Here is a 17,121-nt window from a genome sequence, read left to right as displayed (position 1 = left end):
CGTTTAAAAAAAGGAATATGAAGCATTTTTTTATTGGATTGTGTACGACTTTGTTAGTTTCAACAGCGGCTTTTTCGCAAACGAAAAACTACAAAGAGCATAAAGTAACTAAAGGAGAAACCGCGTATTCGATTGCAAAGAAATACGGTGTTTCTACCGAAGAAATCTATCGTTTAAATCCGGAAGCTCAAAACGGGGTGAATGAAAATGCGGTTATCAAAATTCCAGTTAAAGGAGGACAAACTGTTGCACCGGTTGTTAAAAATACAGCTGCGCCAAAAACAACTGCCAACGATGTGAAGATTTATCACGTTGTGGAAGCTAAAGAAACGGTTTACAGTATTGCTAAAAAATATGAAGTTACGGTAGAATCCATCAACAAAAACAATCCTGATATCGAACGTGAAGGTTTGAAAATTGGGAATACTATTATCGTTTTTGCTTCTAAAAAGTTTGATAAAACCAAGACAACTCCAGCAGTTAAAACAGCGGTAGCTTCGGCAAAATACCATTTAGTAGAGCCGAAAGAAACGAAATACGGAATTGCCAAAAAATACAATTTAACGGTTGAAGAATTAGAAGCTTTGAACCCTGAAATCAAGGAAAATCTTGAAATCGGACAAAATCTTCGATTGAACAAAAATACGCCAGTTGCTGCAACTTCGGTTAAAACACCAACTGTAAATCCTGCCACAGTTCAGTATATGGATTATCAGGTTCAGCCGAAAGAAACATTATACAGCTTAACTAGATCTTCCGGTTTATCTCAAGAACAACTGTTGGCTTTGAACCCGCAATTGAATGAAGGAGTGAAAATAGGGATGATACTTAAAATGCCTTCTACGTCACAATTCAATCAAATTAATCCGAACAAAGAGTTGGTGAACATTTCACAAACGATGAACAAATCGGAGAGTAAAGAATTAGTGTTGTTGTTACCGTTTCATTTGGATAAAATTCAGTCAGATTCGACCAATACGGTTCAGGAACGTTTGAAGAAAGACAAGTTCTTAAACATGACACTTGATTTTTATGCCGGAGCTTTAATTGCTATTGATTCGGCTAAAACGATGGGATTACCATTAACGGTTAAGATTTTGGATTCTGAGGAATCTAAAAATTCATCGGCAGTAGCTTCGTTGATTACCAAAAACGATTTTTCTAAAACGGATGCAGTAATCGGACCATTCTTCCAAAATCACGTTGAAACCACAGCAGCTTTACTGGAAAAATACAATACACCGGTTATTTCTCCTTTGTCAAACGAACGCGGCCGTCCATATTCGAATTTGTTCCAGGCGATGCCAAATACGCTAGATGTTAAGAAGAAAATGTTCGATTTTATGATGGCGAAAAACGGAAACATTATTGCGGTTATTGATCCGAAGAAAGGAAGTTCCAAACAATATATTACTGAAAATTATCCATCAGTAAAAATTGCCGAAATCAGTGATAAAGGTGTTCCGACATTAGAAAACGTAAAAAGTTTGATGGACAACACCCGTATGAATTATGTAATTCTGGAGTCTGAAAAAACCGGAATGGTGTTGAGCACTTGTAATATTTTGGTAACTGCGTCTTCAACTTATCAGGTGCAGTTGGTTACTTTGGAGAAAAACGAAACACTTGATTTTGAGGAAATTCCATTAAGTAAATTAACTCGTTTGAAATTGTTGTACCCATCTGTTTCAAGAGACAACGAAGCACCGGAAGCTGAAATTTTTGCTAAAGTATTCAAGAAGAAAAACAATATTTTCCCGAACCGTTTCGCAACCAGAGGTTTTGATGTGACTTTCGACGTAATTTTACGTTTGTTCCAAGACGGCGGTTATAAAGAATCGGTAAATGAGAAAGCTTCCGAGCAGATTGAAAGCAAATTCAACTACGCGAATATTGATGGTGGATATTACAATAAAGGTGTTTACTTGTTGTACTACGATGAAGATTTAACCTTAAAAGAAGCAAAATAATGGCGACTTCCAAAGTTACTTATTTAGGCGATTTGCGCACGTCATCGGTACATTTGCAATCCGGAAATACGATAATTACGGATGCGCCAACGGATAATCAAGGAAAAGGTGAAGCATTTTCACCAACGGATTCTGTAGCCAATGCTTTAGCAACTTGTATGCTGACGATTATGGGAATCAAAGCTCGTGATTTGGAAGTTGATTTTTCAGGTTCAACAGCAGAAGTGACCAAAATCATGGGAACCGAACCCCGAAGAATTGTTGAGATTCAAGTAAATTTCGATATGACTATTTCAGCCGATGAAAAGACAAAAACCATATTGGAGCGCGCGGCTTTAACGTGTCCTGTTTTTTACAGTCTGCATCCGGATATCAAAAAAGAAATAACGTTTAATTGGAAGTAAGTTGGACAAGCAACACGAACTTTTAGTAAAACTCGCTCATACCAAAATGCCCTTCGGAAAATACGAAGGGTATTTTCTTATCGACCTGCCCGAACATTACGTGGTTTGGTATCACAACAAAGGCTTTTCGAAAGGACAATTAGGAGAACAACTGCAATTGGTGTACGAATTGAAACTCAACGGGCTGGAGGAACTCGTACGAAACATCCGTAGAAACTTCCCAAAGCCGTAATTCTTTAACGAATAATTGTCAATCATCGGTTGTTAATTATCAATTTATAATCGTATTTTTGCCACGTTTTTTTAAACAACAACACAACAAATAACACAACACAATGAATCAGACGAAGTATATTTTTGTTACCGGAGGTGTGACCTCTTCTTTAGGAAAGGGAATTATCGCAGCTTCTTTAGCAAAATTATTGCAGGCAAGGGGGTACAGAACAACAATTCAGAAATTCGATCCATACATTAACGTAGATCCGGGAACTTTAAATCCTTACGAACACGGCGAATGTTATGTAACCGATGACGGAGCAGAAACCGATTTGGATTTAGGCCACTACGAAAGATTCTTGAATGTTCCGACTTCTCAGGCGAATAACGTAACTACGGGAAGAGTGTATCTTTCGGTTATCGAAAAAGAGCGTCGCGGAGAATTTTTAGGAAAAACAGTTCAGGTTGTACCGCATATCACTAACGAAATCAAGGAACGCATGCAGTTGCTTGGCAAATCAGGTGATTATGATATTGTAATTACTGAAATCGGTGGAACTGTGGGTGATATCGAATCATTACCGTACATCGAGTCAGTGCGTCAGTTGTTGTGGGAATTGGGAGATAATAACGGAATCGTAATTCACTTAACCTTAGTGCCTTATTTGGCTGCAGCGGGAGAATTGAAAACGAAACCAACACAGCATTCCGTAAAAACCTTAATGGAAAGCGGAATCAAAGCGGATATTTTGGTTTGCAGAACCGAGCACGAATTATCACAGGATTTGCGTCAGAAATTGGCGTTGTTCTGTAATGTAAAGAAAGAAGCTGTAATTCAGTCGATTGACGCTTCAACGATTTACGACGTTCCGAATTTAATGTTAGAAGAAGGCTTGGATAAAGTCGCGTTGAAACGTTTGGATTTACCGGAAAAAAACACACCAGATTTAGCTAATTGGAACGAATTCTTGCACCGACATAAAAACCCGAAACACGAAGTAAACATCGGATTGGTTGGTAAATATGTGGAATTGCAAGATTCCTATAAATCAATTTTGGAAGCGTTCATCCACGCTGGTGCTGCCAATGAGACAAAAGTGAACGTCATCAGCATTCATTCGGAGTATTTAGATGCCAAAACGGCAGAAAATCAGTTGAAAGGATTAGATGGTATACTTGTTGCTCCAGGATTTGGCGGTCGCGGAATTGAAGGAAAGATTGAAACCGTTCGTTATGCCAGAGAAAATAACATTCCGTTTTTCGGGATTTGTTTGGGAATGCAGATGTCGGTCATTGAATATTCTCGAAATGTTTTAGGATTAGCGGATGCAAATTCGACCGAAATGAACGAAAACACGCCACATCCGGTAATCTGTTTGATGGAAGAGCAGAAAGACATCACAGACAAAGGTGGAACGATGCGTTTAGGAGCTTGGAAATGTCAGATAAAAGACAACTCACTAGCTCATAAAATTTATGGTAAATCGGATATTTTAGAACGTCACCGTCACCGTTATGAATTTAATGGTGAGTATTTGGAAGCGTTGGAAAATGCCGGTTTAAAAGCTACAGGAATCAATCCGGATACTGGTTTGGTAGAAGTAGTGGAATTGGAAAACCATCCGTTCTTTATCGGAGTACAATACCATCCGGAGTATAAGAGTACGGTGGCCAACCCGCATCCGTTGTTCGTGAATTTTGTTGCGGCCGCGGTTAAGAATAAAACGAATTGCTAAGAAGGCAATTTTTAAATAGATGATTACTGCTTAAAGCCTAATGCTTACAGCAAGAAAAAAGATGGAAGAAAAAAAATTAGACGGTAAAACCATTTTAGGATTTGTATTGATTACAGGATTAATGCTTTGGATGATGTACAACAACATTTCCAATGAAAAAAAATCCATGGCGGAAGACGCTAAAAAAGTGAAAACTGAAAAAGTTGAACAAGCCAAACAACAGGCAATTCAAACGGCTGTAGCTTCTGCTTCAGATTCAACCAAAACAAAAGCTTTACAAGGTGTTTTGGGTTCCTTTGCTTATTCAGCATCGTTGCCTTCTGCAAAAGAAAATGTTACTGAACTAAAAAACGAAGTGTTAACTTTAAAAGTTGCCAATAAAGGAGGTTATATTTCCGATGCAATCGTTAACGGCTTCGAAAGTCTTCACAAAGGTTCTCAAAAACCAATTGAATTGATTAAAGACAACAATGCAAACTTTAATCTTCAGTTACAAACACAGGATAACCGTGTATTAAATACTAAAGATTTATACTTCGAACCTACAGTTACAAAAGAGGGCGAAAATCAGGTATTGACTATGCGTTTGAAAGCTGGCGAAAGTCAGTTTTTAGAATATCGTTATGTGTTGAAACCGAACGAATACATGATGGATTTTTCTATCCGTACGCAAGGTTTGACAAGCGTTTTAAATACATCTAAACCAGTTGAATTAGACTGGAATCTGAAATCGTATCGTAACGAGAAAAGTGTTAGCTACGAAAATCGTTACACGGAATTGGTTTACGAATACGAAGGTGGAAAAGACAACTATTTAAGTGCACAAAGCAAATTAGATGAAACAACTGCTGAAGATTTAACGTATGTAGCTTTCAAACAGGATTTCTTTACGTCTATCTTGTTAACGGATACACCAATTAAAACAGCTCAGTTAAAGTCTGAAAACTTGGTAAATGACGAAAAAGTAGATACTGTTTTTACTAAAAATTTCTCAGCTAAATTACCATTAGAATTCAAAGGAGGCGAGTTAAGTTACAACATGAACTGGTACTACGGTCCGGCAGATTATAAAATTTTAAACGATTACGATAGAAATCTTGACGAAGTAATGCCGTTAGGTTGGGGAATCTTCGGATGGATTAACCGTTACGTTTTCATTCCTTCGTATACGTTCTTAAGCGGATTTATTCCTCACGGAATCGCGATTATCATTTTCACGATTTTGGTGCGTTTATTCATGTCGCCAGTAACGTATAAATCGTATTTGTCTCAGGCAAAAATGAAAGTATTACGTCCGGAAATTGCTGAAATCAACGAGAAATTTGCTAAAGACCCGATGAAGAAGCAACAGGAAACTATGAAGTTGTATTCGAAAGCGGGAGTAAACCCAATGGCAGGATGTTTGCCGGCTTTTGCACAGATTCCGATTTTCTATGCCTTGTTCCAATTCTTCCCGTCGATGTTCGATTTGCGTCAGAAGAGTTTCTTATGGGCGGATGATTTGTCATCATACGATTCCGTATTGAAGTTACCGTTTAATATTCCTTTTTATGGTGACCACGTGAGTTTGTTCCCGATTTTGGCTTCAATTGCGATTTTCTTCTACATGAAAATGACAACAGGCGATCAGGCAATGAGCACACCACCGCAGGAAGGGATGCCGGATATGGGTAAAATCATGAAAATTATGATTTACGTTTCTCCGATTATGATGTTGTTCTTCTTTAACAATTACGCATCAGGATTGAGTTTGTATTACTTCATTTCGAACACGATTACAATCGGTATCATGTTGGTGATTAAGAATTATATCATCGATGAGAAGAAAATTCACGCTCAGATTCAGGAGAACAAAACCAAAGACAAGCCGCAGAGTAAGTTCCAACGTAAAATGCAGGAAATGATGGAACAGGCTGAAGCGCAGAAAAAAGCAAATCAGAAGAAATAATTCCTAAAATATGAAAACCCTGCAGTTGAATGAAAATTTAAAGCAGGGTTTTTTGTTTAAAAAAAGTATGAAAATTGCAATTGTAGGATATGGAAATATGGGTAAAACCTATGCAGGAAGTTTTATCCACTCAAGGTTCATTAAAGCAGATGATATTTTTGTGTTCAGCAGAACTATTCCGTCTGAAAAAGAAACTTTTGGGATTCCGGTAGGTAATTTTCATACTGCAATCAATATAAGAATTTCAGAAGCGGATATTGTCATATTGGCTGTTAAACCACAGGATTTTAATGCAATATCACTTCCGTTGAAGGATTTTATTTCCGAAACACAAATTGTACTTTCAGTAATGGCCGGCGTTAAAATTGAGACCATTGAAAAGCAATTGCAATGTTCTAAGATTGTTCGCTCTATGCCGAATATTGCTACACAGATTGGGATGGGAATGACTGTTTTTTCTGCGTCTGCAACTATTGATAGAAAAGAGTTGTTTATTGTTCAGAATTTAATCAATACAACTGGTAAATCGGTTTATGTTGAAGATGAAAAGCTGATTGACGCTGCAACGGCTGTTTCCGGAAGCGGTCCGGCTTATGTTTTTTATTTTATGAATTCGATGATAGAAGCAGCTCGGAAACTAGGATTTTCACATTCCGAAGCAGAATTATTGGTCAATCAAACCTTTGTTGGAGCAATAAATTTACAAAACGGAAGTTCTTTATCCAATCAGGAATGGATTACAAAAGTGGCTTCTAAGGGCGGAACTACCGAAAAAGCATTGGAAGTTTTCAATAGTAATGCTACTGAAAATGTGATTCGAAATGCTGTAATGGCGGCTAATGATCGTGCTTTAGAATTAGGTTCATAATTTTGGAACAATAATTGAAGAATAAAAAGTAATTTTGACAAACAAATTTTTCACGATGAACAAACTTTTTGCCTTAGTTTTTTTAGTAATAACGGCTGTAACTTCAGCTCAGGAGATTAATAAATTCGATGAAAACGGGAAACGCCACGGTTTGTGGAAAGGTGTTTACGAAGATTCCAAGCGTCCGCGTTACGAAGGAACTTTCGACCACGGAAAAGAAGTTGGAGTTTTTAAATATTTTGACAATACTGCCAAACTTGTGGTAATTGCCACTCGCGATTTTTCCGCTAATAACGGTTCGCATTATACTACTTTTTACAATCAGAAAGGATTTAAAGTAAGCGAAGGAAAAGTGGTTGGAAAAGATACTTACGAAGGTTTGTGGAAATATTACCATTTAGATTCTCCTAAAATCATGTCTTTGGAAAACTATTCTAAAGGAAAGTTACATGGTGTTAAAAAGGTGTTTTATAATACCGAAAAAATAGCTGAAGAAGCGAATTACGTTAATGGAGTTCTTCAAGGCGCGTATAAAAAATATGCCGAAAACGGTGTTGTTTTAGAAGATTCTAATTATAAAAACGGCGAGTACGAAGGCAAAGCAACATTCCAAACTGCTGAAAAGAAAATTACCGGACAAGGTGTTTTCAAAAACGGAAAAAAAGTAGGGATGTGGAAATTACTTGAAGACGGTAAGTTGAAAACTATCAACATGAACCTTCAAGGTAAAAAATTTGAAAAAAGAACTAAACCCGTAGAAAATTACGGAAACTAATAAGGAAATAAGTTAATGAAGCGTGTAGTTGTCGGACTTTCCGGTGGTGTAGATTCCAGTGTGGCGGCCTATCTTTTAAAAGAGCAGGGCTATGAAGTGATTGGCCTTTTTATGAAAAACTGGCACGATGATTCTGTGACGATTTCCAACGAATGTCCGTGGCTGGAAGATAGTAACGACGCATTGTTGGTAGCCGAAAAACTTGGAATTCCATTTCAAACAGTCGATTTGAGCGAGCAATACAAAGAGCGCATTGTCGATTATATGTTCAACGAATACGAAAATGGACGCACACCCAATCCGGATGTATTGTGCAATCGTGAAATCAAATTCGACGTTTTCATGAAAATCGCTTTAAGTCTTGGTGCCGATTACGTTGCCACAGGACATTATTGCCGAAAAGGAACCCTTGAAAAAGACGGAAAGGAAATCTATCAATTGTTAGCCGGAGTTGACGGAAACAAAGACCAATCCTACTTCCTTTGTCAATTATCCCAAGAACAATTATCGAAAGCCTTATTCCCGATTGGTGAATTAACCAAACCACAAGTACGTGAAATCGCTTCCAAAATGGAATTGGTAACAGCCGAGAAAAAAGATTCGCAAGGTTTATGTTTCATCGGAAAAGTACGCTTGCCGGAATTTTTACAGCAACAATTGCAACCGAAGGAAGGTTTGATTTATGAAATCACAGCCGATAATTCGATTTATTCACCTGAAAAACCGCAATTTGCATCCGAAGAAGAAGCTTTAGCTTTTGAATCGTCCAATATTGATTATGCACCGGAAATGGGTAAAATGGTTGGAAAACACCAAGGCGCTCATTATTATACCATAGGTCAGCGCAAAGGTTTGAATGTAGGCGGAACTAAAGAACCACTATTTATCATTGCAACCGATGTAAAATCCAACGCGATTTATACCGGACAAGGCCACAATCACCCAGGTTTGTTTAAAAAAGCTTTATTTGTCAAGAATTCCGAAGTGCACTGGATTAGAGAAGATATGGCTCTGAAACCGGGTGAATCAATGGAAATCATGGCCAGAATCCGTTACCGTCAGCCGCTTCAAAAAGCAAAATTACATCAATTTGATAACGGAATGTATGTGTCATTTGAAGAGCCGCAATCCGCAATTACTGAAGGACAATTTGTTTCGTGGCATCTTGAAGATGAATTAGTTGGTTCGGGAGTAATTTCATAAATTAGCGCTTTCCAAACCCGAAAGCCATGAAGAAATTTTACTTTTTCGTAGCACTGCTGCTTAATTTTTCAGCTTTTTCGCAAGAAGATGCATGGGTATATTTTGTTGACAAACCCGATGCACAAACTTATATTGATAATCCGTTAACCATGCTTACACAAAGAGCGCTAGACAGACGTGCTGCTCATGGCGTAACGATTACAGTTCAGGATGCTCCGGTGTATCAGTTGTATATTAATCAGATTACAGCCGCTCCGGGAATTACCGTTAAAGCGAAATCGAAGTGGATGAACGCATTACACATTCGTGGTTCTCAAATCGACATTGAAAATTTAGAAAATCTTCCGTTTGTTGATCATGTTTATTTTGCTAACCGAAGTTTGAATGTTGGTGGAAAAGTTGCTCAAACAAACACAGTAAGCCTCTTAAATAAAGTGTTGGAAACGCAAGCCGATTTTAATTATGGGACTTCAACAACCCAAATTCAAATGTTGAATGGTCATTTTTTACATCAGCAGGATTTTACAGGACAAGGAAAAATTATCGCAGTAATTGATGCCGGATTTCCGGGAGTTGATACCCAAGCGCCTTTTCAGCGTTTGCGAGATAATAATTTAATTTTAGGTGGATACGATTTTGTCAACCGAACCAATAATCCTTACACCGGTTTTCAACACGGAACACAAGTACTTTCCAATATGGGTGGTTTTGTAGATGGCCAATTAGTAGGAACTGCTCCTGATGCTCAATACTATTTATTCATAACCGAAGATATATCCGGCGAAAATCCCGTTGAAGAAAGCTATTGGGTTGAAGCTGTTGAAGAAGCCGACAGATTAGGAGTAGATGTAATAAACACCTCGTTAGGCTATTTTACATACCAAAATCCAAATTATAGTTATACGTATGCCGATTTGAATGGGCAAACGGCTTTTTCTTCTAAAGCGGCTGATATTGCATTTAGTAAAGGAATGTTATTAGTTACGTCAGCTGGAAATTCGGGATCTACAAGCGATCCGCACATAGGTGTTCCCGGAGACGCAGTTAATACCTTGACCATTGGTGCAGTTAACAATTCAGAGGTCAAAGCTGGATTCAGTTCCATCGGACCGACAGCAGACAATCGAATCAAGCCTGATTTAATGGCGATGGGAGTTGGAGCTACAGTAGCAACACAAACAGGTTCTATTACCACAAATAACGGAACTTCTTTTGCAGGACCAATTTTAGCGGGAGCGGTAACTTCATTTTGGAGCGCGTTTCCGAATAAAACCAATGCTGAAATTGTAGCGTTAGTACGCGCTTCAGCTGATCGATTTTCCAATCCTGATAACAATTATGGTTACGGAATTCCGGATTTTCAATCAGCTTATAACACAGCTTTATTGAGTTCAACAGATTTTTTAAGCAAGAATTTTATAGTGTATCCAAATCCGGTGCAAAATTATTTATCGGTGGAATTTCCTGAAAACCTGAATGCAACAAAAATTGAAATGTTCAATACTTTAGGGCAGAATGTTTTAGTGCAAAATGTTGATAACGGCGCTAAAATTTCACTTGATAAATTAAATTCAGGGCTTTATATTTACAAAATCACTTCGGGAAGCTTGTCTTCAACGGGCAAGTTAATTAAGAAGTAAAAAATAGCATGAACAGAATAACACAACTCTTTAATATTCAATATCCTATCATTCAAGGCGGAATGATTTGGAACAGTGGTTACAAATTGGCAAGTGCCGTAAGTAATGCCGGTGGATTAGGTTTAATTGGAGCGGGTTCGATGTATCCGAATGTTTTGCGTGAGCATATTCAGAAGTGTAAAGTAGCAACAGACAAACCATTTGGTGTTAATGTGCCGATGTTGTACCCAAATATTGAAGAAATCATGGATATCATTGTAGAAGAAGGCGTGAAAATCGTTTTCACTTCTGCCGGAAATCCTAAAACCTGGACCAATTTCCTGAAAGAAAAAGGCATAACGGTTGTTCATGTGGTAAGCAGTTCAAAGTTTGCTTTAAAAGCTCAAGAGGCTGGAGTAGATGCAGTAGTAGCCGAAGGTTTTGAAGCCGGAGGACACAATGGTAGAGAAGAAACAACTACCTTGACCTTAATTCCAATGGTTCATGAGAATATCACTATTCCATTAATTGCAGCCGGAGGAATTGCAACAGGAAGAGGCATGTTAGCTGCCATGACTTTAGGTGCCGATGGTGTTCAAATGGGAAGCCGTTTTGCCGCATCGTTTGAAAGTTCTGCACACGATAATTTTAAAAAAACCATTTTAGAAGTTAAAGAAGGGGATACCCAATTGACTTTGAAAGAATTAGCGCCAGTTCGTTTGGTGAAAAATAAGTTTTTCAACGATGTTCAGGAGTTGTATGCCCAATGTCCGACAGTGGATGATTTGAAAACCCTTTTAGGTCGTGCCAGAGCTAAAAGAGGTATGTTTGAAGGCGATTTGATTGAAGGAGAATTGGAAATCGGTCAGATTGCTGGCTTGATTCACGATATCAAACCCGTTCAACAGATTGTGGAAGAGGTGATGAAAGAATTTAAAGAAGCCCAAACTCAAGTGGCATCATTATTGTAAATTTTCTAAGAAAAGAAAACTATGAAAACCATTAAAAATATTTGTTTACTGTTTGTTTTATTCATCGGATTGAATGCTTCGGCACAAACTTATCGTTTTGAAACTACGGGAGTAAGCATGAGTGTTAAAAATGCAAGAGGCGTTTGGAGTCAGTACACCGATTTTAAACCAGCTAAGATTATCATCACTTTGGATACTAGTAAAGATCGTATTGTGGTGTATTCTGAAGTGATTCAGTTGTTTACCATTTTAGGTTATGACGACCCGAAAACCAATGAAGATGGTAGTTTAGATACTTTTCATTGTGTGGATAACGACGGTGAAAAATGTATTTTAACTATCAGAACCGACAACAAAAGCAAACAAAAACAGTTGTACATTCGCGAAGACAGCCGTGTTTTGGTGTACAATATGAAATATATGAAGTAAAACTTAAGTCCCGATTTTCGGGATTTTTTGTATCAAATAAGTATGAAGAAAAAGCTATTATTCAGTCTGTTAGGAGTGGTAAGTTTGGTTGCTGCTCAGGAAAAACCTAAGCTTGTCGTGGGAATTGTGGTCGATCAAATGAAAATGGAATATTTATACCGATTTTCAAACGATTTTTCCGAAAAAGGATTCAAGCGATTAATGACAGACGGATACACATTCCACAACACGCATTACAATTACATGCCCACGTATACTGCTCCTGGGCATGCTTCTGTCTTTACCGGAACAACACCGTCGGTACATGGAATTGTCGGTAACGAATGGTTTAACAAAGCGACCGGAAAGGAAATGTATTGTACTGATGACGAAACCGTAAAACTCATCGGAGACGGAAAAGAAAGCGAAGGAAAAATGTCACCCAAAAACCTTCAGGCAACAACCATAACCGACGAGTTAAAGCTGGCTACCAATTTCAAAGGAAAAGTAATCGGAATCAGTTTAAAAGACCGTGGCGCGATTCTTCCGGCGGGTCATTTTGCGAATTGGGCGTTTTGGTACAGTCAAACTGGCGCTTTTGTTTCAAGTACCTACTACGGCGAGCAACTTCCGGATTGGGCAACAGAATTCAACAGTCAGAAGCATTTTCAAAAGTATGTAGATAAAGGTTGGAATTTACTAAAACCTAAATCTGTTTACAACGAAAGTTTAACCGATAACAATCCGTACGAAGGGAAATTATTTAAGCGAGCCCCTTTTTTCCCGTACAGTTTGAAAGAAATGTATGAAGAGAATAATGCTGGAGTATTACGTTCAACGCCTTTCGGTAACAATTTAATTGTAGATTTTGCTCAAAAAGCCATTGAAGCAGAAAGTTTAGGAAAAGATGAGATTACCGATTTTTTGACGGTTAGTTTTTCTTCCACTGATTATGTCGGACATATTTTAGGACCGCGTTCCATCGAGTTGCAGGATACCTATTTGCGTTTGGATGAAACCATTGGTGAATTTTTGACTTATTTGGATAAAACGGTTGGAAAGAACAATTATCTGGTTTTTTTAACTGCCGATCATGCCGGAGCAGAAAATGTTACTTATCTGAAAGACAACAAATATGATGTTGACAATATTCCGTATAAAACTATTGAGAATGAATTGAGTGCTTTTTCGGAGAAGCAGTACGGAGCCAATCTGATGCTGAATTATTCGAATTACAATTTGTTTTTGGATAAAGAAGTTATCAAGAAAAAAGGCTTGGATTTACAGAAAGTCAAACAAGAGTTCAAAACTTATTTGCAAACCCAAAAATATGTGAAGAAAGTCTATACTGAAGAAGAAATCCAATTGGGTAATCCTTCAGATTATTTTTTAGCCAATGTAGTTCGCGGATACGATCCGGTTCAAAACGGAGAATTGGTTATTAATTTCAAGCCCGGCTATGTCGAATATTCCGGAACGGGAACCACGCACGGAAGTCCGTATAGCTATGATACCCATGTACCGTTGTTGTTTTACGGATGGAAAATTCCAAAAGGCGAAACCCATGCTAAAAAATATATCACTCAAATTGCGCCAACCTTAGCGCAGAAATTGAAAATTACCTTTCCGAATGGTACGGAAGCAGAGGTTTTGACAGAGATTCTTAAATAATTAAAAATAAAAGTCCCGTTTCAAACGGGACTTTTTGTTATTTAGATTTCCACTTCAATCTGATTTCTCAAAATATCTTCAAACGTTTCACGCTGACGAATTAAGTGGGCTTTACCGTCTTTCCATAAAACTTCTGCGGGTTTAAAACGCGAATTGTAATTGGATGACATGGTGAAACAATAAGCTCCAGCATTTCTGAAACTTAAAAGATCACCTTCTTTGATTTCTGCAATTCTTCGGTTGGTTGCGAATGTATCGGTTTCACAGATGTAACCAACAACTGAGTAAAAACGCTCTTTTCCTTTCGGATGTGTGATGTTCTCGATATAATGTTCCGAACCGTAAAACATCGGACGAATCAAATGGTTAAAACCAGTGTCGATTCCGGCAAAAACCGTTGAAGTCGTTTGTTTTACAACATTCACTTTTGCTAAAAAATGACCCGATTCACTTACCAAGAATTTTCCAGGTTCGAAAGTCAAGGTTAATTCACGACCGTATTCTTTTTCGAAAGCCAAGAAACGTTTGGTTAGTTTTTTACCTAATTCTTCCACATTGGTTTCGATATCTCCTTTTTTGTAAGGAACTTTAAATCCACTTCCGAAATCGATAAAATCTAATTTTTTGAAGTTTTTAGCCGTTTCGAATAGAATTTCAGCTGCATATAAAAACACTTCGATATCCAAAATATCCGATCCAGTATGCATATGGATTCCGTTGATATGCATTTTTGTGTTTTCTACGATGCGCAACAAATGCGGTAACTGATGAATCGAAATCCCGAATTTACTATCAATATGACCAACTGAAATATTTGAATTTCCACCCGCCATTACGTGTGGATTAATACGAATGCAAACCGGTGTATTTGGATGCTTTGCACCGAATTGTTCTAAAATAGACAAGTTGTCGATGTTAATCTGAACGCCTAAAGCAGCAACTTCTTCAATTTCATCCATCGAAACGCCGTTAGGTGTGTAAATTATCATATCAGGAGAAAAACCGGCGTGAAGCCCCAATTGTACCTCCTGAATTGAAACGGTATCAAGTCCGGAACCCATCTTCTTCAGTAGCTTAAGAACAGATAGGTTTGACAAGGCCTTGACTGCATAATTGATGCGCAACTTTTCCACCTTTGAAAAAGCACTTGTTAAACGGTTGTACTGCGATTCGATTTTTGCGGCGTCATACACATACAGCGGACACCCAAACTCTTCTGCTACTGAGAGTAATTGATTAGATTCCATAATTGATTAAATTTTTTGCAAAAATATAAATTAATCTGCTTCTTTTTTATGTAATTATTATATTTGTTGGTTTAACACAATATTTATTTTTATTGTAACAATTTGTTTGTATTTTTAATATTCGAGTTTTTTATATGTTTTTAAAAACTTAAATTGTTGATCAAGAGCCCTATTTATTATAATTTTTGAGCTTTTTGACTTTTAATTTTCCACAATTTTAAAAGCCTTCAATTATTATATACGCAGTATATAACGTTATTTTACAATTCAAATGATTTCAAACTGATTTTTTAATTCAATGGTGAGCCTTGATGTTTTAAAGCTTACAAACTAGTAAACGAAAACCTGATTTAATGAAAAGGATTTTTATTGTTATTACGATTGCAATTTTGAGTAATTTATGTTTTGCTCAGAATTTACCAAATGATTGTGTGAATGCTGTAGTTGTTTGCGGTAACGGGAATTTCAGTTCTAATGCAAGTGGTATTGGAAACACTCAGGAAGTTTCTGGGTGTAGTGGCTTTGAGCATAATTCACTATGGATAAAGATTAATATTGCACAGTCAGGAACATTAGGTTTTGAACTGATTCCAGATGATCCTAGTATAACTGTTGATTATGATTTTTGGGTTTATGGTGCTAACCGACCATGTAATAGTTTGGGAAGTCCAATTCGCTGTTCAACTACAAATCCGCAAGCTGCAGGATTGTCAAACAATCATACTGGGATAAGTGGTGCGGCCCCAGTTACAGTATCAGGTCCTGGTGCAAATGGGATAGGTTATGTGTGGTGGCTAACCGTTACTGCGGGGGATTATCATTATATTGCTATAGACAGACCGGTAGGAGGAGGAGGTTTTCAACTTCAATGGACTGGAACGGCAACGGCAGGGTCAGGTGCTTTTGCAGGACCACCAGTTGCTAATCAGATTCCCGATTACCTTTCTTGTAGCAGTACGCCAAATGTTGGAATTTTTGATTTGAACTCAAGAAGATCAATGATTAACTCAGATTTAACCAACAATACGATTTCTTTTTATAGTTCATATGCGAATGCGATTGATGGGATTTCTCCATTACCTAATATTATTTCCAATGCTTCAAATCCACAAACTATTTACGCTAAAGTTGTAAATAATGTATCGGGTTGTTTTAATATCACGAGTTTTAATTTGCGGGTTGTTACCTTGCCTTTTGCAAATATTGCAGTTTCTTCAAATCAGGTTTGTTCCGGAAATGCTGTTACAGTTTCTTTTACAGGATCTCCAGATACAGTGGTTGAGTATAGAGTTAACGGAGGAGCAATTCAAACGATTCTCTTAGATGCTTCGGGTAATGCACAATTAACGGAAAATATTACTGCTGATACTACCTACAGTTTGGTTTATGCCAAAATAGTTGATTCATCGAATACGACTATATGTAGTCAGCCAGAAACAGATATAGTGAATGTTACTGTGAATACGGTTCCAACACCTAGTTTTACTGTGAATTCTCCAATCTGTCAAGGTAGTAATGCCGTTTTAAATTTTTCAGGACTAGCGAATGCTACCATTCAGTATACCGTTAATAGCGGAACATCTCAATCTGTGGTTTTGGATGGTACCGGTAATCAATCAGTAACTTTATCTGGATTACCTGCTGGGGCAAACGAAATTACACTAACAAGTATTACAGATGCAAATGCACCAAATTGTACTCAGAATTTGACCCTTTCCGAAACAATTCAGGTGAATGAAATGATAAATGCTTCTGTTTCCTGGAATGCTTCTGTTTGTGCAACTTCTTCTGCACCGATAGTTTTTACTGCCTCAGGAGGTACAGCACCTTATACTTTCTTTTATACCATTAACGGAGGAGCATCCCAAAGTATCAATTCAAGTTCAGGAACAGTTTCTTTAAATGCAGACACTACAATTGCCGGAACTTATGTTTATGAATTGGTGTCTGTAAATTCTTCATTTGGAGGCGCTTGTTTAACTCTTGGAAATACTGTGGTAACGGTTACTGTTCAATCACTTCCTACCGCTACAATTTCCGGCACTGTTGATGTTTGCCAAAACGGCACCCAACCGAGTATAACTT

13 protein-coding genes and 1 pseudogene are annotated in these 17,121 nt (G+C 37.7%); 13 read left to right on the top strand and 1 reads right to left on the bottom strand.

The features are described from left to right. Positions 1-17 precede the first annotated feature (17 nt). The 12 genes from RUH60_RS08315 to pafA all read left to right on the top strand — a co-directional run bounded on the left by RUH60_RS08315 (position 18) and on the right by pafA (position 13,789). Positions 18-1,970, top strand: a complete 1,953-nt coding sequence (locus RUH60_RS08315) for a LysM peptidoglycan-binding domain-containing protein (protein ID WP_313807272.1) — start codon at positions 18-20, stop codon at positions 1,968-1,970. Further along, positions 1,970-2,374 carry an OsmC family protein gene (locus tag RUH60_RS08310; protein WP_313807271.1) on the top strand — a complete coding sequence of 135 codons (405 nt, stop codon included), beginning with the start codon at positions 1,970-1,972 and terminating at the stop codon, positions 2,372-2,374. The genes RUH60_RS08315 and RUH60_RS08310 overlap by 1 nt, the downstream gene beginning before the upstream one ends. 1 nt (position 2,375) lies before the next feature. After that, positions 2,376-2,606, top strand: coding sequence for a DUF3820 family protein (locus RUH60_RS08305; protein ID WP_313807270.1), 231 nt, complete (start codon positions 2,376-2,378; stop codon positions 2,604-2,606). 103 nt (positions 2,607-2,709) lie between these two features. Beyond that, positions 2,710-4,326, top strand: a complete 1,617-nt coding sequence (locus RUH60_RS08300; RefSeq protein WP_313807269.1) for a CTP synthase — start codon at positions 2,710-2,712, stop codon at positions 4,324-4,326. Positions 4,327-4,387: 61 nt separating this feature from the next. Further along, on the top strand, positions 4,388-6,274 hold the full coding sequence (gene yidC / locus RUH60_RS08295) for a membrane protein insertase YidC (RefSeq protein ID WP_313807267.1): 1,887 nt from the start codon (positions 4,388-4,390) through the stop codon (positions 6,272-6,274). A 67-nt stretch (positions 6,275-6,341) separates the two neighbouring features. Beyond that, positions 6,342-7,142, top strand: coding sequence for a pyrroline-5-carboxylate reductase (gene proC, locus RUH60_RS08290; RefSeq protein WP_313807265.1), 801 nt, complete (start codon positions 6,342-6,344; stop codon positions 7,140-7,142). A gap of 55 nt (positions 7,143-7,197) precedes the next feature. Then, entirely contained in the window at positions 7,198-7,917 is a 720-nt protein-coding gene (locus RUH60_RS08285; protein ID WP_313807263.1) for a hypothetical protein, read from the top strand. Between the two features lie 15 nt (positions 7,918-7,932). After that, the gene (gene mnmA, locus RUH60_RS08280; RefSeq protein ID WP_313807261.1) at positions 7,933-9,120 is read left to right on the top strand and encodes a tRNA 2-thiouridine(34) synthase MnmA; all 1,188 of its coding nucleotides are present in this window, start codon (positions 7,933-7,935) and stop codon (positions 9,118-9,120) included. Between the two features lie 26 nt (positions 9,121-9,146). Next, on the top strand, positions 9,147-10,760 hold the full coding sequence (locus RUH60_RS08275) for a S8 family serine peptidase (protein WP_313807259.1): 1,614 nt from the start codon (positions 9,147-9,149) through the stop codon (positions 10,758-10,760). A gap of 8 nt (positions 10,761-10,768) precedes the next feature. After that, complete coding sequence (locus RUH60_RS08270) at positions 10,769-11,710, top strand: NAD(P)H-dependent flavin oxidoreductase (protein WP_313807257.1); 942 nt, start codon at positions 10,769-10,771, stop codon at positions 11,708-11,710. A gap of 21 nt (positions 11,711-11,731) precedes the next feature. Beyond that, entirely contained in the window at positions 11,732-12,139 is a 408-nt protein-coding gene (locus RUH60_RS08265; RefSeq protein WP_313807255.1) for a hypothetical protein, read from the top strand. 42 nt (positions 12,140-12,181) lie between these two features. Continuing rightward, positions 12,182-13,789: an alkaline phosphatase PafA gene (pafA, locus tag RUH60_RS08260; RefSeq protein WP_313807253.1), complete on the top strand. Its 1,608-nt coding sequence runs from the start codon at positions 12,182-12,184 to the stop codon at positions 13,787-13,789. 41 nt (positions 13,790-13,830) lie between these two features. On the opposite strand, the gene lysA is transcribed toward pafA, so the two are convergent. Next, on the bottom strand, positions 13,831-15,036 hold the full coding sequence (gene lysA, locus RUH60_RS08255; RefSeq protein ID WP_313807251.1) for a diaminopimelate decarboxylase: 1,206 nt from the start codon (positions 15,034-15,036) through the stop codon (positions 13,831-13,833). A 353-nt stretch (positions 15,037-15,389) separates the two neighbouring features. Between lysA and RUH60_RS08250 the strand changes: the two are divergent. Next, positions 15,390-17,121 (top strand): annotated as a pseudogene (locus RUH60_RS08250) (hypothetical protein); the annotation flags it as partial.

Source organism: Flavobacterium sp. (assembly GCF_032153895.1).
In the GTDB taxonomy this organism is placed as follows: Bacteria; Bacteroidota; Bacteroidia; order Flavobacteriales; family Flavobacteriaceae; genus Flavobacterium.
This window is presented reverse-complemented; position numbering and strand designations above follow the sequence as displayed.

Excerpts from the sequence above, each read along its gene's own strand:
- RUH60_RS08300 (WP_313807269.1), top strand. The coding sequence starts at position 2,710 with ATGAATCAGACGAAGTATATTTTTGTTACCGGAGGTGTGACCTCTTCT.
- mnmA (WP_313807261.1), top strand. The coding sequence starts at position 7,933 with ATGAAGCGTGTAGTTGTCGGACTTTCCGGTGGTGTAGATTCCAGTGTG.
- yidC (WP_313807267.1), top strand. The coding sequence starts at position 4,388 with ATGGAAGAAAAAAAATTAGACGGTAAAACCATTTTAGGATTTGTATTG.
- RUH60_RS08265 (WP_313807255.1), top strand. The coding sequence starts at position 11,732 with ATGAAAACCATTAAAAATATTTGTTTACTGTTTGTTTTATTCATCGGA.
- RUH60_RS08315 (WP_313807272.1), top strand. The coding sequence starts at position 18 with ATGAAGCATTTTTTTATTGGATTGTGTACGACTTTGTTAGTTTCAACA.
- proC (WP_313807265.1), top strand. The coding sequence starts at position 6,342 with ATGAAAATTGCAATTGTAGGATATGGAAATATGGGTAAAACCTATGCA.
- RUH60_RS08275 (WP_313807259.1), top strand. The coding sequence starts at position 9,147 with ATGAAGAAATTTTACTTTTTCGTAGCACTGCTGCTTAATTTTTCAGCT.
- RUH60_RS08285 (WP_313807263.1), top strand. The coding sequence starts at position 7,198 with ATGAACAAACTTTTTGCCTTAGTTTTTTTAGTAATAACGGCTGTAACT.
- lysA (WP_313807251.1), bottom strand. The coding sequence starts at position 15,036 with ATGGAATCTAATCAATTACTCTCAGTAGCAGAAGAGTTTGGGTGTCCG.
- RUH60_RS08270 (WP_313807257.1), top strand. The coding sequence starts at position 10,769 with ATGAACAGAATAACACAACTCTTTAATATTCAATATCCTATCATTCAA.
- pafA (WP_313807253.1), top strand. The coding sequence starts at position 12,182 with ATGAAGAAAAAGCTATTATTCAGTCTGTTAGGAGTGGTAAGTTTGGTT.
- RUH60_RS08310 (WP_313807271.1), top strand. The coding sequence starts at position 1,970 with ATGGCGACTTCCAAAGTTACTTATTTAGGCGATTTGCGCACGTCATCG.